Here is a 23,933-nt window from a genome sequence, read left to right as displayed (position 1 = left end):
GAGCGCGCCACTCTGGCCCGCAGCCATGTCCGTTCATTGAAGCAACCAGTTAAGCCGAAAGAGGCTTACCCTGTGAATGGCAAGCCTGGTTCAGAGCCCATTAACCGTTAGGCCAATATCCTTGCCAGTTCAGCGGAAATCCGGTTCCTGGCTGCATCCGCCGCGCTAAAATCCATTGCTGCGATATAAATTTCCTTTAATTCATCCCGGTGCACCTTGGCCTCTGCCAATGCGGCTATCGCCGTTTTCATTGTGGCCTTATATTGTGTGCTTACTTCCTCTAGCGGCCCGGCGAGGCGTTCATCCGTTCCCGGTGCTACAACAGCTTCATACGTATCGATGATTACGTCTCCCTCCCGCTCCGGGTAATATTCATGCGGGCTGGTGCTGTCAAAGACCGCAAAATCAAGCTCACGCACAATGACCATATCCAGACTGTGGGGATCGAAGCCGCAATGATAGATTTCCGTATCAAAGCCCCGCTTCTCCGCCTCGGAGGCGATTGTGCGGAGTATGGTTGATTTGCCTGTTCCGGCCCGGCCTTTGAGGAAGAAGCGTCTCCACAGCCCTTCGGTCAAATTAGGTACAAAGTCGACCGATCCTGCCGGCGTTGCTGCGCCCAGAAACCGGTGCTTGACGTCAGCACTCCTCTGAAGATGCGCTTCGCCAAACAGCTGTTCCAGCATCAGGGCCGTTAATTGATCCGCCTGGCCGAAGTCCATATGCTCGAAGTAAATCTTTTCCCATTCGTCATGAATGTTCAGGGCCTCTGCAAACCTGCTGTACGCTGCCGCACAGGCATCCGCAGCCTTCCGGTTAAGCTCCTCAATGATCTCCCTTTGGCTGATCAGCGCTGGCGAGTCCCACGCTTCTCCCAGGTTCACGTATTCCCGGGCCGCTCCGGGAGCCTTGGGCTCGATCACATGGGGCGCAGTCCCGTCAACAATGCCCACGCCAAGCGCCGGAATAATGACCCCGTCAATGGAATCCTTATCGGATGAACAATGGATCAGCTCAATATCATAACCCCGCTCCGCCCATTCCGTGCCGATTGCATTCATCAGGGAGGATTTTCCGGTACCGGGACCGCCTTTCAAGATGAAGATCCGCCGCAGTCCCTGAAGATTCGATTCGAACAAACTATAGAAGCCAAGAGCCGTATTACCGTCTGCAAAATATCTTAAAATCCGCGCAGCCATACATCCACTTCCTTTCCCGTTGTCGCCTGGTAGGCTTATAACCATACAATATGCGTCAGGTATTTGTAAGGTTCCGGAAGCGGGGGAATTACGTCCAGTCCACGTGAAAACGCTAAACTAAATGCCAACAGCTGCCATCCCGGCCAGCACCTTCTCCCCTCTCGCTTCCAGATCCCCGCCGCTGAACTTTGCCAGTGTCAGATTGGAAACGATATGCCCGTCCCTCGTGAAAAGTACCCTGTCTGCGCGGGCGGCGACTCTCGCATCATGAGTCACAAGCATGATGGCTGTGCCTGCTTGATTGATCGCCACCAGCAGCCCCATGATCTCCTCTGCCGTCTTCGAGTTCAGCGCACCGGTTGGCTCATCGGCAAACAGAATCTCCGGCGTATTCATCAGCGCGCGGCAGATTCCGGCCCGCTGGAGCTGGCCGCCTGATACCTCCATGGTATCCCTGTATTCAAGCCCGGAAATGCCCGTTTGCTTCATCAGGTGTCTCGCTTTTTGCGCGAGTTCCGCAATGTTTCTCTTACCATCCTGCACAGCGGGAAGCATGATATTGTCCAGCAGATTCAGGTTCCTCAGCATCGTAGGCTGCTGAAAAATAAACCCCATCCGGGTCCGGCGAAGATCCGCAAGCACATTTTCCCGGAGCCCGGATAATTCCGTATCACCAAATTTGACTGATCCGCCTGTAATCCCATCCATGCCGCTGAGCGCGAACAGCAGTGTGGTTTTGCCTGAGCCTGAGGGTCCCATTACGGCAACAAACTCACCTTTTGTTATAACTACGTCTACTCCATTCAACACTGTGGCCTGTTCTGTACCCTTGCCGTAGGTTTTTACGATACGGGTACCTGTAATGATGCTGCTCATCTTGCTAAACCTCCTTAATATGTTCGGAAATTTGTAAGGGCTGGATGGCGGAAATGCCCAACCGTGTGGCGGCAACGACACAGCCTGCAATCAGCAGAGGCGAAATGAAATAGACAAACCACGGGTTTACCGCGAAATGGAAGGCTGCTGCGCCGAAGGAAGACACGATTGCCACACCCACAAGCTCTCCCAGCGTATTTGCCAAAAGCGTACCGGTGATGACACCGATCCCCAGCACGATAATAGAGCGTGTAAGATACTGCCTGCGAATATCCCTGCCTGTGAAGCCGATAGATTTCATTATGGCAATGGGATAACCGTCTTTTGTCACCAGCATCCTCATAAACAACGTTGTTACCAGCAGTGTGAGCAGAGCAGTTGCCACAGTAGCGACAATGGATGCCTTTTGTATAGCCTTGCGCATAGGACCGAGCATCTGCCCGATGGTCTCGTCGATCCCGGTAATTTTGGCAGAGGGGAATTGTTCCCGGTACTGTGCTATTGCCGCCTGAACGCTCTGACGGTCACGGAACGTAACTGCAATTGAGGCGCTTAGAATCTCCCCGTGATTCATATTGAAAATCGCCTGGGCCGTACGTCCGCCGTTCGTAACATCGGAGTAAATCCCGCACACCTTCAGGTGCTTTTCCGTGCCGTCAGCGATAACAACGAGTTCATCTCCAACGTTCTGTTCAAAGTCTTCCGCATTAAGTACCGAGAGGGCAATCTCCGCTTCAGCTTGTGGCGCACGGCCTTTGGAATACGTAACCGGAAAGGTGGAATAGTCCCCGAAGGTCACCCGCAGCTTCTCTAGCGTTCCGTCATCCGCTCTTCTCTCTAGCATCCGGCTGGTGAATAGTGCATATTTCTCAACGTTCTTATCCTCCTCCAGCCGAGCTGTAACCTCCGCCGCCTTCCCCGGGACGTCCTCCACCTGTGTCCGCAGCACTCCGATATTAAGGTCACTGATGCCCATACCCATATTGGTGATGAAGCCGGGTGCAGAGATAGTATTGCTGATATTATACGGCACAATCATAATGAATGAGGAGATGACCAGCACCATCGTCATGGTGACATACAGCTTCTTACGGGACAGCACATCCTTGATGCCTAGAAAGATATTCCGGGTGAACAGCCTGTTGTGACTCAGCCGGAAGCTTCTGCCCGGTTTCGATGATTCACGCGATGCGCCGAACCTCACCGCCTGGGCCGGGGAGATGTTACGGAAGCGCCGCAGCACACCATTCACATAGAGCATGACCACCGCGAAGATGAGCACCGCCCCCGCAAGTCCGCTGAGCAAGCCGGGAAACCGGCTCCCGCTATCACCCATATACAGACGAATATTGTGCATAAAAGGGATCTGGAGCGGCAGAGAAGCCAGAAAGCCCAGCACGCAGGCTACACCCGTGATCGCACCGTATTTCGCAAGGTACAGCTTCTTGATCTGTGATACCCGCATCCCGATGGCCTTCAGTACGCCTATTTCCTTGTAATCCTCTTCGATCGTTGCCAGTAGCGTAAAGCGGATACATAAGAAGGCCACGATAATGACCAGCATGCCGATTAACACCAGCACAGCAATCATAATGCCGTCCGTAATGCCGTTAATCATCTTCACCTGATTGTACGTGATCGCAGGCGGACCGTTGGCCGGGAGTCCCGCATCCAAATACGCTGCCTCAAATGCCGGATAGTTAACCCCCTCGGACAGCCGGAATTCAATCAGGTGCTCCAATTGTCCGAACTCACGAACCCTCTCGAAATCCGCCTGGCTCACAAGGAAACGCTTGGAGCTTACCAGTGCCGCGTTCATGGTTGAATCCCGCAAGAACCCCGCAACGTGGAAGGAAATACCGTGGATCGTCACTGTATCTCCAAGTGCTGCATAACCTTCCTGCCTGTAGTAGACCGGGACATAGATTTCACCGTCTGCCGGATGAATAACTTCACCGTTTAAGTCCAGCAGGTAGTCGAATTTCTTGCCTTGTACGGAAAGACCGTTGTCCTGAATGCTTCCAGCAAGCGAATCGTTCCCGATCACAATCTCTGCACCCTCGATATTGAGGAACTCCAGCACCTGATATTCCTCTACGCTGCCATTAGCGTCAGCGAAGCTCCGCAACTGGTCCAAGTCTACGCTGCCTGTATGCATTTGCATGAAATGTAGTGCCTTCGCCGACAGAAGCATGTTATCAATCGCGCCGGACAGATTCACTGTAAGCGATGCGGCGAGCGAGGTCAGCATGGCGGCAACGAGGATGAACGCCATAATCGTGCCGGTAATCAGCTTACTTTTGCGCAGACCGTTTTTAATTAATTTTAGATACATGTCACTCCTCCGTCTATTTGTGACCTTACAGGTTTAACCTTTGGGGAAAATGAGAACGAACTCCTTGGTATAGGGTGAAACTGCGTCTATTACACTAACTCCCCCGGAATGCTGTTCCATCACCTTGTGCACAATTGCCAGTCCTAGCCCAGTTCCACTGCTGGTGGTTCTTGAAGCGTCGCCGGAGACAAACGGCTCGAAGAGATTTCCGGTGATGGCCTCCGGGATCGCTGCTCCATTATCGGCAATATGGATTGTAATCCGGCTGGGCTCATCCGTCAGTCCTACGAATAACTGGCTGCCTGACGGGTTATGGCGGATTGCATTAGTCAGCAAATTGCCGATAGCCCGGCTAATTTCCAGCGGGTCTGCTATATAAAATACGGGCTGGTCCGGTATTTGCAGTTCTAAGCTCATCTGTTTGCCTTCGACTTCACCAAACAAAGCAGCGCAAGATACGCGAAGCAGTTCCACAAGATCAACCTTCGCCAGATCCAACTTGTATTCAGGCGCACCCAGCTTGGAGTAGGCCAGCAGTTGGTCAAGCAATTGGTTCATCTGCCCCGATTTCGCTTGAATCGCCAGATGATATTCCCGCTGCTTGCCCGGCTCCTCAACCATACCGCTTACCAAAGCCCCGGCATATCCCGATATCGTTGTCATTGGGGTTCTCAGATCATGGGCAATATGCGAGAACAGCTGCATCCGTTCCTTCTCCCTGCTCATCCGTTGGTCTTCGGCTTCCTTAAGCTTCCGCGCCATGAAGTTGAACGCGTCCCTCATTTCTCCAAATTCCGTTTCTGTCTCAAAATCCAGCCTAGTCTCTAAATGGCCGGACGTTACCTCCCTGAACCCTTCTTCCATCTTCCTTACAGGCTCCATTAGCTTCCTGTTGACCCCGCGTCCGAACAGGACAATCCCAATGAAATAGATAGCCGCAGTGATAAGAATCCAGATCACGGACAGCGTGATCTGAAGCGATTCCGTTCCCTTGGCCAGCGGGGAAGAGGCCAGCTCCGCGAAGTTCATCCCGTTCCTCCATGTCAACAGACCGTACAATAGCTCCAGAACCAGGAGTGTCAGCGCAATGCCGAAGGTGTAGCCTATGAATCTGCGCATGATGACTCTTCTGAAGCTGCGCTTGTTCTTCATGGATGCACCTCCAGCCGATACCCTAATCCCCGCACGGTTCCAATGGACACCCCGCTGCCGCCGGGAAGCTTGGCGCGCAGCTTACTGATGGCCACCATCACCGTATTATCATCCACGATAGCCGTCTCCTGCCATGCCGCCTCATACAGCTGCTGTTTGGTGTAGACGCGTCCTGGACTTTGCATGAACAGCTTCATCATGTTGTATTCTGTAGCGGTAAGATGGATTGCGGCGCTGCCCAAGCGGAGACTGCAAACAGAAATATCCATACACAGTTCCCCAGCCGTCAGCACCGCCGCTGCGGAATCCGCTGCACCACCGCTATAGCGGCGTAATTGGGCTTTTATTCGTGCAAGCACCTCAAGCGGGTCAAATGGCTTAGTCACATAATCATCCGCACCAAGGTCAAGCCCCAGAATTTTCTCGTGATTCTCTGTCTTGGCACTGACAACGATAATGGGCAGATTGCTGTGCTCTCTCAAGCCCTTAATCAGCTGATAGCCATCAAGCTCCGGCATCATAATGTCGATAACAGCCAGATCAATCCTCACAGCCGCTGCCTGCTTCAGTGCTTCCCGTCCATTGCCGGCCTGGATCACGGTATAGCCGTCCTTTTCTACATACAGGCGCAGGAGCTCCCGGATCTCCTGCTCATCGTCCACAATCAGAATCGTTTGGTTCATGATTTCACCTCTCCTCCCGCTCATCCCTCCAGGCCGTAAGTTCATTATGTTGGCCCTACCTTTCAGTTAAACACGGTTAACCTTAACATTGCCTTAAGATTTATCATATCAATCGGCTGTATATGCCAAAAAGCGGCATTCCCCATCACCCGATGGTAGAAATGCCGCTTCGTCTAATTTACTCCCCTTATATTCCCATGAACCGCTCCACACCCGCCGGGTCCATGACGACCATCTGCTTGTTGCCGATCAGCTTGATCAGGCCGGAGTCCTCGAATCTGGAGAACTTCCGGCTGATCGTCTCGCGGGTCACTCCGACATAACTGGCCAGCTCTTCACGGGACAGCGGAAGGTCAATATGAATACGCCCGCCGCGGGGTTTGCCATATTTGTCGCTGAGCTCCATGATCATATAAGCGATCCGGATCTCAGGGTCTTTGGTCGCCAGACTCTGCGCCAGATTCTCTGTATGGGCGAGCCTTTTGGTTAGACTTTTCAGCAGCCGCAGTGAAATATCGGGATTCTCTGTCATTAACTGCTCCATATCGCTGCGGGTCAGCATACAGATATTGGTTTCTTTCAGCGCATACGCACTGAAGTTGCTAAGCTCATCACTGTTAAAAATACTGAGTTCCCCGAAGAAATCTCCGTTCGTCAGGATGTGTAAAATCTGTTCCTTCCCTTCGGGGGTGATCTTGGATAACTTCACATGCCCCTGTTGAATAATATACAGCGTATCCGAGGGTGCCCCTTCCAGGATTAACGGCTGACCTTTGGTGAACTTGCGGTGCTTGATCATCGCGCTGATCCGGGTAAGATCCTCATCGGTCAGCGCGGCAAAAATCGGTACCTTGCGTGTACAAGGTTCTGCGGCGTGCTGGCAGGAATGCTCTTTCATACCGTTCCCCCTGTAATGTGAAATGTGGAACCTCATCCTTAATCCTCTAGTGGGCAATTGTGTTCTTCTCTTCAACCGGAACGAAGTGGCTGGTGTCCTCCCCGCAGACCGGGCAGACCCAGTCTTCAGGCAAATCTTCAAAGGCTGTGCCGGCTGCGACATCCTCATCGGGATCGCCTACTGCCGGATTATAGATGTAGCCGCAAGGGGTACAGATGTATTTTTTCATCGTTATCAGCTCCTAATAGGTTATATTTAGTTCAATCTGAACTGGATTTCGGACATAATATCTGTAATACTCCGGCCGTCAAGCTGAATCCCCGACAGAGAGGTTCCCTGCTCAATAGCAGCCTTGTAGGTCAAGGACGCAGCTGCTCCCTGCCAGGAGATGGCACCGGTAATAATGCTGTCTGTCACAAAGATACGTGTATAGGCACTGTTCTCTTCTCCGCATACTGTCCGGTCGCAGAACCGCTCATCTGTGCCGCCAATGGCGAACAAAGAACTCCCGAACGCGTTAAACAAAGTAACCGGAACGGCTCTGCGGTATACCGTCAGAGTGTCTGCCATATTGCTTCCGGCAATTTTGCCCTGTTCAATCGCTCCGCCCCACAGTCCTTCCACCAGCCCGCCATACTCGGCAACGTCACCGGCTGCATAAATGTTCGGATCGCTGGTCTGCAGATGTTCATTGACAATAATGCCCTGGCCGACCTCAATATTCGAGCCGTTAACAAGGTCCGTATTCGGGACAATGCCAATGGAATAGACCACATGATCACAGGGGAAGCTGGAGCCGTCCTTCAGTGTGACACCAGTAACAGAATCAGTTCCTTTTATAGAAGACACACCTGCTTGCAGCATCACCTTCACTCCGGATTGCTCAAGCGTCTCCTTCAGTCTGTTGGAAGAGTAACTGTCCAGTTGTCTGCCCATCAGGGAAGGCGCTGCTTCGACCACGGTCACTGGATGTCCCGCTTCGTGAAGCGCCCAGGCCGTCTCAATGCCCTGCACTCCACCGCCGATCACGGTTACGCGGCTGCCGTCCTTCAGGCTGTCTTTCAGCCGGTCTGCATCGGAGAGACCCCGGATCGTATGGACGTTGGCAAGTCCGGCACCTTCGATGGATAATGCGCGGTTCTTCGCTCCCATGCAGAGCAGCAGCTTATGATATTCCACGCACTGGCCGTCCTCTGTCTCTACCGTTTGCCGCTCCGGGTCAACGGATTGGATACGGGTTGAGGTCTTAACCGTTATGCGGTTATCGCGGTACCATTTCTCCTTCTTGATCAGTACCTTCTCGCTGTGCAGGTCGGTGAACAGGCCTTTGGTCAGCTTAATCCGGTTGTAGGGAAGCCCGCTTTCCTCCCCGAGAATCGATATTTCGGATTCCGCGTCCTGATCGCGGATTGCTTTGGCCGCATGGACGGCGGATACGCCGCCTCCGACAATTACATAATGCTTCGTCATGTTAACTTCCTCCTCCCTAAATTGAACTGAGCAGCAGATCCGAGACAAATTCAGTCGCATTCTTAATCTTCTGCACCTTCTCCGGTTCTTTAGGGGAGAATCTGACTCTTACCGGGAATTCCACATGGGTCATGCCGGTGGTTTTAATGACTTCTGAGGTGCTTTGTACGGTCATATTCGTTCCGTTCAGGTAGTCCTGAATGACCTCAATGGCTTCTCCGCTCCAGCCGTAAGAGCCAAAGGCGGTTGCAAGCTTGCCTTCCAGATTCATAACCTGCATCCCTTTCAGTACTTCCTCCAGGTTGCCGATCATATCTGCATATTTCGTAGAGCTGCCGATGAAGACTGCGTCTGCGGATTCGATGCTGCGCAGGATGTCCGCCGTGCTGCTTTTATCCGCATTCCAGACTTCTGTCTCAATATTGTTCTCTTTCAGGCAATTCTCAATGATCGCGGCCATCTTCTTCGTACTGTTCTTGATGGTGGTATAGACAATAACAGCCTTCTTGCCCTGGGTGGTCTCACGGCTCATGGTGGCGTACAGCCCAATGAACTTAGGAATGTCCTCGCGGATCAGGAACCCGTGGGAAGGCGCAATCATGCGGATCTCCAGGTCTTTCACCGCTTCCAGCAGTGTTCTTACATATCTTCTGTGCGGATGGATAATGGCTGCATAATAGCCTTTGTAATCTTCGGTGATATCGAAACTTGCTTCATCACTGAACAGATTGTCAACCGCCACATGTGTGCTGAATATATCGCAAGGGAACAGGATCTGATCCTCGATACAATAGGTAATCATAGTTTCAGCGGTATGAAGGTACGGCGTTTCTTTGAACAGCAGTGTTTTTCCTCCGATATCCAGCGTATCCCCGTCTTTGACAACCAGGAAGTTGCGGCTGTGCAGCTTGTACATTTCCTGTAGCTCCGGTACAGCAATTTCGGTACATACGATAGTAGCATTCAGAGCCTGCGCAGCCAGAGCCGCAAGACCTCCGGAGTGATCAGGCTCCGTATGGTTAATGACGATGTAATGAATATCCATCAGGTCAATCATTCCGCCGAGGCACTCGGCATATTCGCGGCCGAACTCCATATCCACCGTATCAATTACGGTCGGCTTGCCTGTTTTGAGGAGATAGGAATTATAGGTTGTTCCTTTGGCCAGAATCAGGCGGTGGAACGGGACTTGACGGTTGTCTATTTTGCCTACCCAGTGGATATCTCCGGCAATTTGTTTGGATTGTGTACTCATTATGTTAGCCTCCAATATTTGATGGAATGTCCTTATCAGCAACTTCATTCTATTATGGCTGCTGATTAAAAAGGAGGATTCAAATCAAATTTCAGAAGTTAGTGAAATCTTTCATTTGCTATACTCTTAATGTAGCCGATTGAACAAAAGGAGGGGTGCGTGCGGTCACAGTGGGAGAAGAATAATTCTTTATCGTATTTGTTAGATGCAAGTAGGACAGCCCTTTGTTATTGAGCAGGATCGACTTAAGCACTTGGGTGGACGCTGCGTGAACGGCCCGTTGTTCCAATCGCTGTGGTCTCCAGATTTTTTTCATTCCCCTTAGCGGTGAAAATCCGGAGACCAAGGCGACCGCTGCCGCTTTTACACAATCGTTCCGTCCTCTCCGCTGTTTAAGCGGGATATGACCAACCTTTTTAAAAGGAGCGATTTCTTTGTACATTTTATAGTCCATGGACCCACTTTGCATAAATCAACAAAAAAAAGCCAATCTTCAATAAGATTGACTCTTCTTAGCGACATACGTTATACAGTCAGAAGTCAGCTTAACAGGTTCGCCGTTTCTACTGATTTCATACGTCATATGTTTCACGAACCGCTGCTGAACCTCCCATCCAGCATACTTCTGATCCAATAATTCCAACATTCTTTCCGTAGACAGATTCACTTCAAACATGGGGTCCAGCTCTTGCTTATTCTCTAGATGCATTTCCCGGATATTGGACGCGATGATAATACAATTCGTCCCGCCCGCTCTTGTCCCGGTATTCATTTCACTCAGTTTCTGCTCCAGTACCTGTGCCGAGCTCACATGTTCCAATGAAGATACGGCTACGATAATATCATATTCATTTGGTTCAATAGAGAAGTGTTCAATATCAGATAGAATGGGTACAATGTAAGGCTCTACACCGAACTGCTGACTGTAACTCTTCAGCTTCGCTATGGCTGATTCCAGCAGGTCCACACATACAACTTTTCCATTTCTATGCTTAATCGATTCGGCGATCGGAATGCTGTTCCGGCCAACCCCAGCTCCCAGATCCAGTATGCTTATGTATTCTTGATCCTTATACTTATTGATAAGATTAATGACTGTAGTAACAGGTTTGTGCAGCCAGGAGCCTGGCTCAAATAGCTTGCTGCTATCGTAACATTGATCATGATATATCTTCTCTTCGGATCTGATTCTGGCTAACCTGTCCATTCGTCCGCCCCCAAACTTCAAATGCTCCGCCCGAGAAGATTCCAAGGATCGCAGCCGAGAGAATTGTAACATATCTCTGTAAATATAGTCAGTATCAAATCACAACGTATAGAACAAGAGCAGCCCCACATGGAAGCCGCTCCTGTAATTATTAATATTTATGTTACTTTGCCGGTGCTGGAAGATTCTCAGCAGGAGCTGGAGCTGGAACTAGCTCGGGAAGCGCCTCTGTGACAGCCCCTTCCTGGGCAGGGGCTGGTGCAGGAGCAAGCCCGGAGTCCGATTGGGCAGCGCTTGCTTTCGGCACGGTTACGTGAGCACTTTCAGCAGGAGCTGCTACAAGCTTATTAGGCAGCGGCTCTGCTTGAGCAGCTCCAGGAGCCGCTTCTGCGGGAACCGTTGCAGAATCAGCAGATTCGGCTGGCCCTGCAACGAGTTCTCCTGCATTATATTCCTGGGCGGGGATGGTGCTGCTCTCGGCAGACTTGGTGCCAGACGCTTTGACAGGCTCGGTTATTTTACCTTCGGGCACTTTAGAAGCTGCAATCTCGGAAGCGGCATTATCAGAAGAAGTATACTCCGAGTCGGCGACTACTTGCGGTGTCATCTTAGAGGCTAATGCTGCAGTGGAGGTGCCGATTCCGGCAATTAACAGGGCTGCGGTAACCGATAGGAAGAGGGTCTGTCTGTTTAGTTTTTTGACGTTAAGCATATGGGTTAATCTCCTTTGTAATTGTTTGCCGTCACCGGATAATGAGGCGTAGAACGCTCCGGGTTGACTGGTTGGGCCTGCCATGACATTCAGAATGGTCCCGCCGTAACGTTTGCGGTCGGCATGAGACATCTCTTGCACCACCTCCTGGTCACAGGTCAGCTCGCTCCAGGTATGAAGCTCATGACGGACCGTATGAACCAGCGGATTATACCAGTGCAAGGTACGGACGAATAGCAATGCAGCCTTGATCCACAGATCCTTGCGCTTCAGATGAACCAATTCATGGCGCAGCACCATCTCCATATCCAGATTGCTTTGACTCTCTATAGGCAGATAGATCGAGGGTCTCCATAGACCGGCCAGAAAAGGACTGCGTGCGACAGGACTGTAAGCGAGCTTCACGCTACATGTAAGGCCAAGCTCCTCCTTGATGCTGCTCAGCAGCATGGCTGTCTCACTATTCTCCGGTACCATGGTACGGTTTCGCTTAAGTACTCTGGTAAACCTGCGGTACGCATACCCTTGCCAGGCGGCAAAAGTGACGGCTCCCGCTACCCAGATCCCTAACAGGATATATGCGGTACTTGCGGTAAGGGCTAGAGCAGGCTGCAGAGATTCCGCTACATACCCGGTCAGCCTCCCGCTCTGGTAATTCTGTACACTTGTGGCTACGCGCGGCGCGTTTAGGTGATGGGATAACCACGGCAGGATCAGAGCTATAGGAAACAAATAAAAGATTAAGGCCAGCTTAATGAGCCCATAACGCCATTTTGCCGGGAAATGTCCGGTGGATAACCTCCCCAGCGCCTGTATGCTGAGTGTAACTACACTTCCGGCAACGGTTAGCGGGATTAGAATATCGAGTAAGATCTTCATCGTCATCACCTACTTTTCCGAGAACCATTGCTTCAGCTCGTCAATATCCTGGTCCGACAGCTTGTCGCCGTCATACATGGCGGAGATCAGATTCTTGACCGAACCCTGATACAGCCCGTCCAGGACATGCTGAGTCTCCACCAGCTTATAGTCTTCAGGCGAAATGCCGGGCACATATTTGTTCAGCCGCCCATGCCGGGTAGCGGTCAGAAACCCCTTATCTACTAACCGTGACAAAAAGGTAGAGATCGTCTGCGCCTTCCAATCCCTTCCCTTCTGCATGAACTGGTTCAGCAGCTCCGTTGAAGTAACTGGCGGCATACTCGCCCAAATGGCTTCCATTAACTCTAATTCTGTATCCGATAGCTTCTGAATCTTGTTCACTGTGAACACCTCTTAGATCTGTTATGCGTCCATAACATTATTACTACACTACGTAGTAGTTATAATCTACTACATAATGTAGTGGTTAGTCAAATGTATATCCCGCCTGAGGGGATGCCACTTTCTGGCAGCAGGTACGGCCCAAGTCACGGGCCTTAAATTTCACACTGTAGCTCCCCTCCCAGAGCAGCGGAAACCTCCAGAAAACAACAAAAAACGGCCCAAAAAACAAGGGCCGTTATCAGCAAGCAGCAAAAAATCGCTGCGTATTCAGTTAACCGACTTGTCATATTGCAGGTAGACTATATGCGTCTGGAGGTATTCATTCAAGCCATGCTTGCCGTCAGCGCCGCCGATGCCCGATTTTCTCCAGCCTGCATGGAAGCCTTGCATCGCTTCGAAATTCTCGCGGTTAATGTAGGTCTCTCCGTACTTCAGCCGTTTGATCACTTTCATGGCGACATTCAGATTCTGCGTATATAGCGATGAGGTTAAGCCGAATTCACTGTCATTTGCGAGGGCAATCGCCTCATCCAGGGTTGAGAACGTAATGACGGGGATGACCGGACCGAAAATTTCATCCTGCACAATCTCCATCTTATTCGTAGCGTCTGTGATCACTGTCGGCTCGAAGAAGCTGCCTCTTCCTTCTACTTTTTTACCGCCCAGGGCAATCTTAGCCCCTTCCTGAACGGCCCGGTCCACCTTCTGCTGTACCGATTCCTGCGCGGCCTTGTTGATGAGCGGTCCCATTTGGATACCGGTGTCCTTGAGCGGGTCTCCGTACTTCACGGCCTTCATCGCTTCAACCAGCCGAGTGGTGAACTCCTCCTTGATATCTTCATGGACATAGACACGCTCCGCACAGTTGCAGACCTGCCCTGTATTAATTACCCGGGAATCGACAATCGCTTTGACCGCCAGCTCCAGATCGGCATCCTTCATGACAATGGCCGGTGCTTTGCCGCCCAGCTCCAGACTGACCTTGATGATATTCTCAGCGGCTGCCTCCATAACCTTCTGCCCCGCCGGTACGCTGCCGGTAAGACTAACCATGCCAACCTTCGCGTTGCTGGCCAGTTCATTCCCCACTTCCGCCCCTCTGCCTGTAATGAGGTTGAATACCCCCTTAGGCAATCCGGCCTGATCCACGATCCGGCTGAACGCCGCTGCATTGTTCGGAGATTCGGCGCTGGGCTTCACGACGATTGTGTTGCCGGTGATGAGCGCCGGGGCCATTTTCCTGGCAATCAGGAAGAACGGGAAGTTCCAGGGCAGAATGCCCGTGGTGACGCCAATCGCTCTTTTGAATACAAAAATATGCTCATTATCACGGTCGCTCTGCACGATCTCTCCCTCATAACGCCGTGCCCACTCCGCCATATAATCCAAATAATCCGCAGTGAAATGAACCTCGACGGTGGACAATTCCAGGGTCTTGCCGACTTCCTCCGAGATCAGCCTGGCGATGCTGTCCGCCTCTGCCCGAATGCCGTCAGCAATCGCATGCAAATACTTGCCGCGCTCTACCGCCGGAGTCTCCTCCCACTCCCCTTGGGCCTGCTCTGCTGCATCAATGGCGCGTATGACATCATTCCTTGTAGCCTTGGGAACCTGTGAAATTACTTCATCGGTTGCCGGATTGGTAACATCCATCCACTCTTTGCCTTCGGATTCCGTAAATTGGCCGTTGATATACATCAAATGCTTGGTCACTGTTTCTCCCCCTCAAGGTAGATTATTCCATTATCCCATTCACAGTGTAAACGCTATCAATATTTATTGTCAATAAGTTTCACATTATTTATTTGTTTTTGTGTTGTTTTTCATTGACTTGTTGAGTTAAGCTGTGAATATAGATTTTTATTGATGGGAGGGGTAGGAGTGCGAGTCAGTATTTTTTCTACTTGTTTGGTAGACCTTATGAGCCCGAATGTCGGGATTGCAATGGTGGAGGTCCTGGAGCGGCTCGGCTGCGAGATTGATTACCCCGCTTCACAGGTCTGCTGCGGCCAGCCCACTTATAATAGCGGGTATCTGCAGGAATCGAAGCTTGCTATGCAGAACATGATGCTGGCGTTCGAAGCTTCGGATTATGTCGTAGGTCCCTCCGGCTCCTGCATCGCTATGTTTCATGAATATCCGAAGATCTTCAGCGGTGACCCGGACTGGGAATTGAAAGCGGTTGCTCTAAAAGAAAAATCCTATGAACTCACCCAGTTCATTGTAAAAGTGCTGGGTGTCACCGATGTCGGTGCCACGCTCGAAGGAACGGCTACCTACCACCGCTCCTGCCATATGACGAGGCTGCTGGGCGAGAAGGAAACGCCCTTCCAGCTGCTGGAGCAGGTTAAGGGATTGAAGCTTGAGCCGCTTAAGAACAGCGACAACTGCTGCGGGTTCGGCGGAACTTTTGCAGTGAAAATGCCTGAAATCTCGGAGCAGATGGCCAATGAGAAATGCGGCTGTGTGCTGGATACAGGAGCGGATATCCTGATCAGTGCAGACATGGGCTGCCTGCTGAATATCGGGGGACGCCTGTCCCGCAAAGGCGAGCCTGTAAGGATCATGCACATTGCAGAGGTGCTGAATCAACATCAGCCTGTAGTCAGCAAAGGGGGAAGCCGGACTTGAGCCTGCAAACGGATTCACGCAACTTCAGCGAACGGACCTTGGAGGGCCTGGGGGATTCCTTTATGCGCAGTGCCGTGGGGTCGGCACAGGACAGCCTTAAGACTAGGCGGCTGACGGCAGCTACCGCGCTGGGCGATTGGGAGCAGTGGCGGTCGGCCGGCCAGCTTATCCGTCAGCATACGCTGGCGAATCTGGACTTTTATCTGGAGCAGCTTGCGGATAATGTTGAGCGGCAGGGTGGACAGATCTATTTTGCCGCAACCAAGGAAGAGGCCAGCAGTTATATACGGGATGTCATTGAACGCAAGCAGGCGACCCGGGTCGTCAAATCCAAGTCCATGGTTACTGAGGAGATTGAACTGAACCGTGTGCTGCTCGAAGCAGGCTGTGAGCTGATTGAGACGGATCTGGGAGAGTATATCCTGCAGATGGATGACTGGGACCCTCCCTCCCATATCGTAGCCCCCGCCCTGCATAAAGACCGGGAGCAGATCAGGCGCGTCTTCGCAGAGAAGCTCGGATATACCGGCGATGAGACGCCGGAGAAGCTGGCCGGGTTCGCCCGCACCGTACTGCGCCAGAAGTTCCTGGATGCGGAGGTCGGGATTACGGGCTGTAATTTCGCCATCGCTAACCTGGGCGCAATTAATCTCGTCACGAATGAAGGGAATGGCGACCTCACCGCCGCTATTCCCAAGACGCATATCGCAGTCATGGGTATGGAGCGGATTGTACCGACGATTGAGGAAATGGAGATCCTGGATAATCTGCTCTGCCGCAGTGCTGTCGGCCAGAAGCTGACCAGCTATATCACGGTCATGGGTCCCTCAGCGGCGGGGGAGACCGACGGACCGGAGGAATTCCATCTGGTGGTCGTCGATAACGGCCGCTCCGATATTCTGGGGAGTGAATTCAACGAAGCTCTGCAATGTATCCGCTGCGGTGCCTGCCTGAATGTCTGTCCGGTCTACCGCCATATCGGCGGGCATGCTTACGGTTCCATCTATCCGGGTCCGATTGGAGCGGTCATTACGCCGCTGCTTGGCGGTTATGACGATTATAAGGAGCTGCCGTATGCCTCCAGCCTCTGCGGGGCGTGTACAGATGTCTGTCCGGTGCGCATCCCGCTGCATGAGCAGCTCATTATGCACCGCCAGAACATTGTGAAGCAGAAGAGAACCGGCGTTGCCGACCGAATCCAGATGAAGGCCGCCGCCAAGCTGCTCTCTTCCCCTGCCCTGTTCGGCAAAACCCTCAGACTCGCCCATTCTGCCAGCCGGATCATGAGCAAGCACGGGCATATTGTGCGGGGGCCGGCTATTATTCAGGGGTGGATTCATTCACGCGATCTGAAGCAGCCCGTCAGGCAGAAGGACAGCTTCCGGGCATGGCTGGAGAAGGCAAAGGAGGCTCGGAGCAATGACAGCAACCACGAACACGAGCGCGAACAGAAACACGAATAAGGAGGCTTTTCTGAATACGATTGCCTCCAAGCTGGGCCGGGAACGGAGGATTGAGGTTCAGCGTCCTGCAATCCGGGAGTTAATACCGAACAGCTACGGCCCGCTTACCCAGGATGATCTTGTAGAGATGCTTAAGGAGCAATGCTTCTTCATCCACACTCAGGTGATTGAAACGACGCGGGAGCTTTTGCAGAGAACGTTAGATGATCTGTTAGAGGCAAATGGCGGCGGGACCGTGATGACTTCGGGTGATCCCCGGTTCAGGGAATACGGGCTGGCCTTCCCGGATGCTGCCGTATGGGAAGAAGCGGCGGGACGGGCGGAGAATATCAGGCGTGCTGAATCGGCGAATACAGCAATAGTCTTCGCCGACTGTGCACTTGCGGAATCTGGAACGGTCGTGGTGGAGAGCCGCCCCGATCAGGGCCGGTCGCTCCATTTCCTGCCCGCTCATTATATTGCGGTGATTGAACGTGAGAAGCTGGTGCTTCGCTCCACGGATGCCGCCGCAGCGTTTAACCGTAGAATTCAGGCGGGAGAACCGGTGGGTTCATCGATTAATTTCATCTCCGGTCCCTCCAATTCTGCGGATATTGAAATGAAGCTGGTGGTCGGGGTACACGGGCCGCTGAGAGCCACCTATGTGCTGATTACGGGATAGCGTTATAGCCTACTTGTAATCCGTAACGTCAAATTCCCGATCCTTGTAGTAATATTTCCGGTCTTCCTCCGTGATCTCACGGACAACTCTGCACGGGCTGCCTACGGCGATCACATTATCAGGGATATTCTTAGTCACTACGCTGCCTGCCCCGATAACGACGTTGTTCCCGATGGTTACGCCCGGATTCACAATGACATTGCCGCCGATCCACACATTGTTGCCGATGGTGATGGCAATCCCGTATTCATAGCCTGAATTCCGGGAATCGGGATGGACGGGATGGCCTGCTGTATAGAGCGATACATTCGGAGCGAACATGACATTCTCGCCGATAACCACCTTGCCTACATCAAGAATCGTACAGTTGAAATTGGCATAGAAATTATTCCCTACGGTGATATTCGATCCATAATCACAGCGGAAGGGAGTCTCAATATGCACAAGCTCCCCTGTCTTGCCCAAAAGCTTGCGGATCAGCTCATCTCTCTCCTCGTGTGCGTCCGGAGAGAGTGAATTGAGCTGGTGAACCAGCAGCCTGGCGGCTGTCCGTTCTTCGGTTAATCCGTCCAGCCATGCTTTATAAGGTAATCCTGCGAGCATTCTGTCTTTCTGATTCATAAGATTCATAAGGTATTCCTGCCTTCGCTTAGTGTTGTGTGTTCATGGGGTAGGTCCAGAAGGCTTCCTGTCCGAAGCGGAGCTGAATCTCCTCGGCCGTCAGCACCTGATTTCCGACCAGCTCCGCCGCCTGAAATTGCGAACGGTGTGCCTGGATAGAGGCCATCTTCTTGTCCAGGAATGCGGTGACATCGACATGTACATCCGGGAGGCCGATGTGCTCCTCATGACCAATGGCGAATGCCAAGCAGTGAACCACCGGCCGGTCAGCGGCAGGCAGGCGGTGAACCGCCCGGATAACCGCTGCTCCGGTAGCATCGTGATCAGGATGCACGCTGTAGCCGGGATAGAACGTAATCACGAGGGACGGAGTCAGCTCCCGGAGTAAAGACAGCATCGTATCCTCCAGCAGGCGAGGGTCGTCGAACTCAATCATTTTATCGTGGAAGCCCAGCATCCTTAAGTCTTGTATGCCGATGGCCCGGCAGGACGCTCGCAGTTCTTCCTTGCGGATCTCTGGCAGCGTCACCCGGTTGGCAAACGGCGGAATCCCCATATTGCGCCCCATCTCCCCCAGCGTCAGGCAGGCATAGGTCACTTCTGCGCCTTGCTCAATATACTTCGCAATAGTACCAGCCGCTCCAAAAGCCTCATCGTCAGGATGCGGGAACACCACCAGTATGCGCTTGTGTTCTGTAGTCTGTGTATCGTTCATAGGTTCATTCCTCCCGGTGACATTATAGCTTAGCGAAATACTCGATAACAACCTCGCGGAAAATCAGGCCCGCCTGTGAAATATAGCGGTTCTTATGCCATAACAAGGCGATTTCCCTGACCAGTCCCTGGTCCTCCAGCGGAATCAGACGGATACGATCCTGCGTATTCCTCGCCGTACCCGGTATGAAGGCCAAGCCGATTCCGGCTTCCACCAGGTCAATCAAGCGGGCCGGTTCGTCTCCTTCATACACATAGCGTGGCAGGAATCCTGAAGCCTGGCAGACGGAATCCACCAAATCACGAATCCCGTAACCTTGTTTGACACCCACAAACCACTCATTTTTAAGCTCTATCAAGCCCAGGCACTTACGGTCTGCCAGAGGGTGACCGGCTGGAACGGCAAGGTGAATGTGATCGTTACAGACCACCTGACATTCCAGATCTTCTCCTCTGACCGGAGGAGAGGACAAGCAGAAATCAACTTCTCCCCTCTGAAGAAGAGTAATCATCTCCTGCATGGGCAACATTTGTACGTGAAAATGGATGTCCGGCTGCTTAAGGCGAAACGCCCGGAGAATCCCGGGCAATGTGCTTGCGGTGGTTACCGCTAATTCAAGGGTGCCGGACTCCAGGCTGGACAGGTCTTTAAGCTCTTGCCTCCCCTGCTCCAATTCAAACAGTGCCTTCTCCGCACGCTGCAGAAATCTGCGTCCCGGCTCGTTCAACCGCAGCTTCCTCCCGCTCCGGTCGAACAATGGAACTCCGAGATCCTCCTCCAGCCGTTGAATGGTCTTGCTGAGTGAGGATTGAGTAACATGCAGCCTGTGTGCAGCCTCGGTCATATGCTCCAGGCGGGCAACCGCGATGAAATACTGCAATTGAAGAAGCTCCATATCCGCCTCCATTCATTCCTTCAAGTCTATGGAATCATACCATGAAATGCGTTGGAGTAAATAACTCTTATCCTGTACGATAACTGTACAGCACTTGAGGGGGAATAACAATGAATGCACGGAATTGGTGGTTAATGATATCCGTTGGGCTGGGGATGATGCTTAACCCGCTTAACTCTTCGATGGTGGCTGTGGCGATCCCGAGGCTGCAGCAAGCGTTCAAGCTTGAATTCACCGTGGTTTCCTGGATTATTTTCTCGTTCTATATTGGCAGCGCTATTGCCCAGCCGGTTATGGGCAGAGCGAGCGATATCTTCGGCCGCAGGAGAATTTTCCTGGCAGGACTGGTGATCGTCTTCGCAGCCTCCCTGCTCACGCCTTTGTCTCCGGGCTTCGGGGGACTCATCGTTCTGCGGGTTGTCCAATCCATTGGAACTAGTATGGTGGTCGCGGTCGGCATGGCGATCATCCGGGTGAATATTACAGACAAGCAAGCGTCCGCGCTGTCGGTGCTGTCCATGTTCACATCGGGAGCAGCTGCAGTAGGACCTTTTATCGGCGGGATGTTGATCCATGTGTGGGGCTGGTCTTCCATCTTCTATATCAACCTTCCGTTTGTAACGGCCAGCTTCCTGTTAGCCTGGAGAACTATCCCGCAAGACAAGCCGTCAGCAGCTATAGCACCCAAGCCGTCCTTAAGGGAATGGATGAACCGGATAGATGTGCCTGGAATTCTGCTGTTCACCACAGGGCTGGTGGCTGTGCTTGGACAGATGCTGTCCGCCAAGTCCTCCGGTCATGTCTCCCTATTCAATGTAATCATCGGCCTGTCCGGGCTGCTCCTGCTTGCGGTCTTCGTAAGGCATGAGTTAAGAACAGCGATGCCCTTCATTCCTCTGCGTACCTTCGCCAGATATCCCGGGCTGATCCGTGTCAATGCCGAATTCATGCTGGTTAATCTGTTATTCTATTCCGTCTTCTTCGGTCTTCCTTCTTATTTGCAGCTCGTCCGTCAGGTCAGTGAATTCCACACCGGACTGCTGATGTTAAGCCTGGGTCTATGCTCACTCGCCGTTTCTCCACTCGCCGGAAGATGGATCAATGCCTCAGGGCCCCGGCCGGCGCAGGCAGTATCGGCAATCCTCATGACCATCGGGTCGGTGTGGATTGTGATGCTGAGTCCGGCATCGCCTGTAATCAGTATCATTCTGGCCCTGGCTGCCTTCGGAATCAGCAACGGGCTGAACAATGTCGCCATGCAAGCAGCCTTGTTCAATAACTCACCGAAAGAGATCATCGGGGTATCCTCCGGCTTATTCAGCACATCCAGATATTTCGGGACAATCCTGTCCTCCCTGCTGATCGGAATCATTATGGGCAATCAGTTCAGCTTCAGCGGCTTCCGGGTGCTGGGGATCATCCTCGCCGTGATTGCCCTGTGTCTGGTGTTCATGTCCCGGCGGCGTTCCCACAAACCCAAAGACTCCCTTCACAGTCTTGATGACCGCTAGGGAGCGCTTGGAAGACGGTTCTGACCCCGCTGGAAAATCTAAGCTTCGTCCAGAAGCTGCTGCAGCTTGCCTGCAACGGCTTCACTGTCCGGGTATATTGTAGCAGCGCAGGTAAGAATGCGTATTGCCCCCTCCCGGTGGCCGCCATAACTTAAGGTATCAGCAATCCGCATAAATTCAAAATCCGCTTCATAATACTTATCCTGCTCTAAGCGCCGGATACGCTGGTATTCGTTAATGGCCTCACCTGCACCGCTCGTGACAACGGTCTTGGCAAGATGATGTACTATCGACTGCTTAAGCTGGCGGACCTCCATGCCCAGCAGCAGATCCAGAATAGGACGGGTCACACTGCCCAGCCACACATGGTCACAGTTGGTCATTACGGAGATGCCGAGATTCTCATCCGGCAGCAGAATCAGCTCACTAAGGAATCCGGTATCCCATCCGGAATGCGAAAGCATCCGGGGGCCACTATAGTGGCCCAGGAACCAGCCCAGACCCACATCTTCATGCTCCGGCCCCCAGCCTGTAGCCATAGTAGGGCTCCACATCTGTTCATAGCTGCCTGGCTGTAGAGCATTATATCTGTCCTGAGCCTGTCCCTGCCTGAGGTGCATCAGCATATATTGGCACATTTCCTGCGCATTCGTATACAGCGTGGAGCTGGGGGCATGCGCTCTATTGTACGGGAACACTTCACTAACATAGGGTCCGTACCCTCTAGAGTTTCTCAGCACATGGGGCGTAGCCAGCACCTGTTCAACCTCCATTTTAAAAAATGAACTCGTGCTCATTCCAGCAGGCTCCAGGAGATTCTGCTGCATATACTCCTCGAAGCTGAGGCCGCTAACCTTGGCAATCAGATCCCCTAGTATCTCATAACCGATATTACTGTAAGCAAAATGAGTACCCGGATCACTCATTAAGCCATGGCGGCAGATTCCTCTGACATACCGTTCAAGACTTCCTTCATCATATTCAGGCCGGTCCCAGCCGTAATCGTCCTCATCCGGCATCCCGGAGGTATGATTCAACAATTGTCTTACCGTAATCTGATGATAGCGTTCATCATTCATTTTGAAATACGGAAGATAGCTCACAATAGGTGAGTCCAACTCTACCTGCCCACGCTCTGCCAATTGCATCACAGCCGTAACTACGAAGGTCTTGGAGACGGATGCCTGGTGAAAAAGAGTGCTGTTAACCACAGGCTCCCCTGTAGACACATTAGCGCTGCCATACTCTCCTGTAAAAAGAATCTTGTCCTCACTAACGATCCCCACCTGCAATCCGGTAAACGGTCCATTCTCCATAAAACAGGTCAGCATCGCGTGAAGCTCTTGTACTCTGCTCTGATATGTATTCATTCTGGTCCCCCCAGTTCTTATATGTACTGGATCAATATAACATCCGGGGAGCATACAGAATGTGTAAAAAACAGCTTAATCCGAACTTTACTCAGCCTACCCCTCAACCACATCGGCCCGCAGGTCCGTGGCAATCTCAAGAATCACAGGCACAATCGCCTCCAGGGACAAGGCCACGTACAGATCGCCCATGTACAGCCGGAACGGATACTCTGCCCCCTCATGACTCCACATGAAAAAATCCCCCTCGATCGACATCGCACTCTCCGCACCTTGCACAGTATAGACCTGTGAATAGCTGAAGCCGGATTTAGCGGCAAAGTATTGCTTGCATTCCTCTAAGGTTAGCGCCTGCTCTGCATTCTCTTCCTGCATGGAACGGGTAATTCGTAAACGCTGGCTCATTGATGATCCTCCACAAGGTTAATAGTTAAGCTAATAATCCGTTTGTGTTAACTCCATTAACTAATATCGGCCGGGTTGATAATCGCGAGAATCTGATGGTCTTTCCACACCCCGCGGATATTCACATTCAGCCGGGCAATGCCTTCCTTGTGGAAGCCTGCATTCTCCAGTACACGGATAGAACCGGGATTATCCGGTGAAGCTTCCCCTGTAATCCGGTGGAACTTCAGCTCCTCGAAGGCATAGCGCACGACCTGCTGCACCGCCTCCGTCATATAGCCTTTACCGTTATAATCCTTGTCCAGACTGTACCCGATCATACAGCTCTGCAGCGGTCCCCGCACCACAAAAGACAGACTGACACTGCCGATGATCCGGCGGTCAGCCTTGTGAATGACCAGAAAGTCGTATCTCTCGTCCGCTGCCCGCTCCTCTTCATACTGCGCAATCCGCTCGCGCTGATATTCTTCCGTATAGAAATCTTCGCTGATCTCCGGCGAATGCTCTTCAAAAAAATCACGGTTACGCAAGTACATCCCCATCAGCTCAGCGGCATCTCCCGCCTCGGGGTATCAGATGTATACCCGTTGTTCTGTCATCTCTACGCC

22 protein-coding genes and 1 pseudogene are annotated in these 23,933 nt (G+C 52.2%); 4 read left to right on the top strand and 19 right to left on the bottom strand.

Annotation, left to right across the window (positions count from 1 at the left end; all coding sequences use genetic code 11):
* Positions 1-107 precede the first annotated feature (107 nt).
* The 13 genes from ACFSX3_RS29145 to aldA all read right to left on the bottom strand — a co-directional run bounded on the left by ACFSX3_RS29145 (position 108) and on the right by aldA (position 14,766).
* Complete coding sequence (locus ACFSX3_RS29145) at positions 108-1,199, bottom strand: PRK06851 family protein (RefSeq protein WP_209990548.1); 1,092 nt, start codon at positions 1,197-1,199, stop codon at positions 108-110.
* Between the two features lie 117 nt (positions 1,200-1,316).
* Positions 1,317-2,075, bottom strand: a complete 759-nt coding sequence (locus ACFSX3_RS29140; protein ID WP_209990545.1) for an ABC transporter ATP-binding protein — start codon at positions 2,073-2,075, stop codon at positions 1,317-1,319.
* Between the two features lie 4 nt (positions 2,076-2,079).
* Positions 2,080-4,410: an ABC transporter permease gene (locus ACFSX3_RS29135; protein WP_209990542.1), complete on the bottom strand. Its 2,331-nt coding sequence runs from the start codon at positions 4,408-4,410 to the stop codon at positions 2,080-2,082.
* A gap of 33 nt (positions 4,411-4,443) precedes the next feature.
* On the bottom strand, positions 4,444-5,562 hold the full coding sequence (locus ACFSX3_RS29130; RefSeq protein WP_209990540.1) for a sensor histidine kinase: 1,119 nt from the start codon (positions 5,560-5,562) through the stop codon (positions 4,444-4,446).
* Positions 5,559-6,245 carry a response regulator transcription factor gene (locus tag ACFSX3_RS29125; RefSeq protein WP_209990537.1) on the bottom strand — a complete coding sequence of 229 codons (687 nt, stop codon included), beginning with the start codon at positions 6,243-6,245 and terminating at the stop codon, positions 5,559-5,561. Before ACFSX3_RS29125 ends, ACFSX3_RS29130 begins: the two co-directional genes overlap by 4 nt.
* Positions 6,246-6,432: 187 nt before the next feature.
* Positions 6,433-7,143, bottom strand: a complete 711-nt coding sequence (locus ACFSX3_RS29120) for a Crp/Fnr family transcriptional regulator (RefSeq protein ID WP_209990535.1) — start codon at positions 7,141-7,143, stop codon at positions 6,433-6,435.
* A 46-nt stretch (positions 7,144-7,189) separates the two neighbouring features.
* Entirely contained in the window at positions 7,190-7,372 is a 183-nt protein-coding gene (gene rd / locus ACFSX3_RS29115; RefSeq protein WP_076075525.1) for a rubredoxin, read from the bottom strand.
* Positions 7,373-7,398: 26 nt separating this feature from the next.
* Entirely contained in the window at positions 7,399-8,613 is a 1,215-nt protein-coding gene (locus ACFSX3_RS29110; protein WP_209990532.1) for an NAD(P)/FAD-dependent oxidoreductase, read from the bottom strand.
* Positions 8,614-8,629: 16 nt separating this feature from the next.
* A complete protein-coding gene (locus tag ACFSX3_RS29105) occupies positions 8,630-9,868 on the bottom strand; it encodes an FprA family A-type flavoprotein (RefSeq protein ID WP_209990528.1) in 1,239 nt (412 codons plus the stop codon).
* A gap of 493 nt (positions 9,869-10,361) precedes the next feature.
* Positions 10,362-11,075, bottom strand: coding sequence for a class I SAM-dependent methyltransferase (locus ACFSX3_RS29100; protein WP_209990525.1), 714 nt, complete (start codon positions 11,073-11,075; stop codon positions 10,362-10,364).
* A 163-nt stretch (positions 11,076-11,238) separates the two neighbouring features.
* Positions 11,239-12,666: a M56 family metallopeptidase gene (locus ACFSX3_RS29095; protein WP_209990522.1), complete on the bottom strand. Its 1,428-nt coding sequence runs from the start codon at positions 12,664-12,666 to the stop codon at positions 11,239-11,241.
* A gap of 9 nt (positions 12,667-12,675) precedes the next feature.
* Complete coding sequence (locus ACFSX3_RS29090; RefSeq protein ID WP_209990519.1) at positions 12,676-13,050, bottom strand: BlaI/MecI/CopY family transcriptional regulator; 375 nt, start codon at positions 13,048-13,050, stop codon at positions 12,676-12,678.
* A gap of 270 nt (positions 13,051-13,320) precedes the next feature.
* Positions 13,321-14,766, bottom strand: a complete 1,446-nt coding sequence (gene aldA / locus ACFSX3_RS29085; RefSeq protein ID WP_379313600.1) for an aldehyde dehydrogenase — start codon at positions 14,764-14,766, stop codon at positions 13,321-13,323.
* A gap of 168 nt (positions 14,767-14,934) precedes the next feature.
* Between aldA and ACFSX3_RS29080 the strand changes: the two genes are divergently transcribed.
* The 3 genes from ACFSX3_RS29080 to ACFSX3_RS29070 are packed head-to-tail and all read left to right on the top strand — an operon-like array spanning position 14,935 to position 17,808.
* Positions 14,935-15,684 (top strand): (Fe-S)-binding protein, encoded by a 750-nt coding sequence (locus ACFSX3_RS29080; RefSeq protein WP_209990516.1) that lies wholly within the window; start codon positions 14,935-14,937, stop codon positions 15,682-15,684.
* Positions 15,681-17,147 carry a LutB/LldF family L-lactate oxidation iron-sulfur protein gene (locus ACFSX3_RS29075; RefSeq protein WP_209990513.1) on the top strand — a complete coding sequence of 489 codons (1,467 nt, stop codon included), beginning with the start codon at positions 15,681-15,683 and terminating at the stop codon, positions 17,145-17,147. Before ACFSX3_RS29080 ends, ACFSX3_RS29075 begins: the two co-directional genes overlap by 4 nt.
* Positions 17,104-17,808, top strand: a complete 705-nt coding sequence (locus ACFSX3_RS29070; protein ID WP_209990510.1) for a LutC/YkgG family protein — start codon at positions 17,104-17,106, stop codon at positions 17,806-17,808. The genes ACFSX3_RS29075 and ACFSX3_RS29070 overlap by 44 nt, the downstream gene beginning before the upstream one ends.
* A gap of 9 nt (positions 17,809-17,817) precedes the next feature.
* On the opposite strand, the gene ACFSX3_RS29065 is transcribed toward ACFSX3_RS29070, so the two are convergent.
* The 3 genes from ACFSX3_RS29065 to ACFSX3_RS29055 are packed head-to-tail and all read right to left on the bottom strand — an operon-like array spanning position 17,818 to position 20,039.
* Positions 17,818-18,429 carry a sugar O-acetyltransferase gene (locus tag ACFSX3_RS29065; RefSeq protein WP_209990508.1) on the bottom strand — a complete coding sequence of 204 codons (612 nt, stop codon included), beginning with the start codon at positions 18,427-18,429 and terminating at the stop codon, positions 17,818-17,820.
* Between the two features lie 28 nt (positions 18,430-18,457).
* On the bottom strand, positions 18,458-19,144 hold the full coding sequence (gene bshB2, locus ACFSX3_RS29060; protein ID WP_209990507.1) for a bacillithiol biosynthesis deacetylase BshB2: 687 nt from the start codon (positions 19,142-19,144) through the stop codon (positions 18,458-18,460).
* A gap of 22 nt (positions 19,145-19,166) precedes the next feature.
* Positions 19,167-20,039 carry a LysR family transcriptional regulator gene (locus ACFSX3_RS29055; RefSeq protein WP_209990504.1) on the bottom strand — a complete coding sequence of 291 codons (873 nt, stop codon included), beginning with the start codon at positions 20,037-20,039 and terminating at the stop codon, positions 19,167-19,169.
* 110 nt (positions 20,040-20,149) lie between these two features.
* On the opposite strand from ACFSX3_RS29055, the gene ACFSX3_RS29050 reads away from it, so the two are divergent.
* Complete coding sequence (locus ACFSX3_RS29050; protein WP_209990502.1) at positions 20,150-21,550, top strand: MFS transporter; 1,401 nt, start codon at positions 20,150-20,152, stop codon at positions 21,548-21,550.
* Positions 21,551-21,588: 38 nt separating this feature from the next.
* Here ACFSX3_RS29050 and ACFSX3_RS29045 read toward each other — a convergent pair whose 3' ends face one another.
* The 3 genes and pseudogenes from ACFSX3_RS29045 to ACFSX3_RS29035 all read right to left on the bottom strand — a co-directional run bounded on the left by ACFSX3_RS29045 (position 21,589) and on the right by ACFSX3_RS29035 (position 23,924).
* A complete protein-coding gene (locus tag ACFSX3_RS29045; protein ID WP_209990498.1) occupies positions 21,589-22,920 on the bottom strand; it encodes a serine hydrolase domain-containing protein in 1,332 nt (443 codons plus the stop codon).
* Positions 22,921-23,016: 96 nt separating this feature from the next.
* Entirely contained in the window at positions 23,017-23,325 is a 309-nt protein-coding gene (locus ACFSX3_RS29040) for a hypothetical protein (protein ID WP_209990495.1), read from the bottom strand.
* A 56-nt stretch (positions 23,326-23,381) separates the two neighbouring features.
* Positions 23,382-23,924: pseudogene (locus ACFSX3_RS29035) on the bottom strand (GNAT family N-acetyltransferase).
* Positions 23,925-23,933: the final 9 nt, after the last annotated feature.

It is taken from the genome of Paenibacillus rhizoplanae (assembly GCF_042684125.1).
Taxonomy (GTDB): domain Bacteria; phylum Bacillota; class Bacilli; order Paenibacillales; family Paenibacillaceae; genus Paenibacillus_AQ; species Paenibacillus_AQ rhizoplanae.
This window is presented reverse-complemented; position numbering and strand designations above follow the sequence as displayed.

Bases quoted from the DNA above. Each gene is read 5' to 3' on its own strand.
- ACFSX3_RS29050 (WP_209990502.1), top strand. From the start codon at position 20,150: ATGAATGCACGGAATTGGTGGTTAATGATATCCGTTGGGCTGGGGATG.
- ACFSX3_RS29140 (WP_209990545.1), bottom strand. From the start codon at position 2,075: ATGAGCAGCATCATTACAGGTACCCGTATCGTAAAAACCTACGGCAAG.
- ACFSX3_RS29110 (WP_209990532.1), bottom strand. From the start codon at position 8,613: ATGACGAAGCATTATGTAATTGTCGGAGGCGGCGTATCCGCCGTCCAT.
- ACFSX3_RS29130 (WP_209990540.1), bottom strand. From the start codon at position 5,562: ATGAAGAACAAGCGCAGCTTCAGAAGAGTCATCATGCGCAGATTCATA.
- rd (WP_076075525.1), bottom strand. From the start codon at position 7,372: ATGAAAAAATACATCTGTACCCCTTGCGGCTACATCTATAATCCGGCA.
- ACFSX3_RS29095 (WP_209990522.1), bottom strand. From the start codon at position 12,666: ATGAAGATCTTACTCGATATTCTAATCCCGCTAACCGTTGCCGGAAGT.
- ACFSX3_RS29040 (WP_209990495.1), bottom strand. From the start codon at position 23,325: ATGAGCCAGCGTTTACGAATTACCCGTTCCATGCAGGAAGAGAATGCA.
- ACFSX3_RS29145 (WP_209990548.1), bottom strand. From the start codon at position 1,199: ATGGCTGCGCGGATTTTAAGATATTTTGCAGACGGTAATACGGCTCTT.
- ACFSX3_RS29120 (WP_209990535.1), bottom strand. From the start codon at position 7,143: ATGAAAGAGCATTCCTGCCAGCACGCCGCAGAACCTTGTACACGCAAG.
- ACFSX3_RS29045 (WP_209990498.1), bottom strand. From the start codon at position 22,920: ATGAATACATATCAGAGCAGAGTACAAGAGCTTCACGCGATGCTGACC.
- ACFSX3_RS29065 (WP_209990508.1), bottom strand. From the start codon at position 18,429: ATGAATCAGAAAGACAGAATGCTCGCAGGATTACCTTATAAAGCATGG.
- ACFSX3_RS29125 (WP_209990537.1), bottom strand. From the start codon at position 6,245: ATGAACCAAACGATTCTGATTGTGGACGATGAGCAGGAGATCCGGGAG.
- ACFSX3_RS29135 (WP_209990542.1), bottom strand. From the start codon at position 4,410: ATGTATCTAAAATTAATTAAAAACGGTCTGCGCAAAAGTAAGCTGATT.
- ACFSX3_RS29100 (WP_209990525.1), bottom strand. From the start codon at position 11,075: ATGGACAGGTTAGCCAGAATCAGATCCGAAGAGAAGATATATCATGAT.
- ACFSX3_RS29055 (WP_209990504.1), bottom strand. From the start codon at position 20,039: ATGGAGCTTCTTCAATTGCAGTATTTCATCGCGGTTGCCCGCCTGGAG.
- ACFSX3_RS29105 (WP_209990528.1), bottom strand. From the start codon at position 9,868: ATGAGTACACAATCCAAACAAATTGCCGGAGATATCCACTGGGTAGGC.
- ACFSX3_RS29070 (WP_209990510.1), top strand. From the start codon at position 17,104: ATGACAGCAACCACGAACACGAGCGCGAACAGAAACACGAATAAGGAG.
- bshB2 (WP_209990507.1), bottom strand. From the start codon at position 19,144: ATGAACGATACACAGACTACAGAACACAAGCGCATACTGGTGGTGTTC.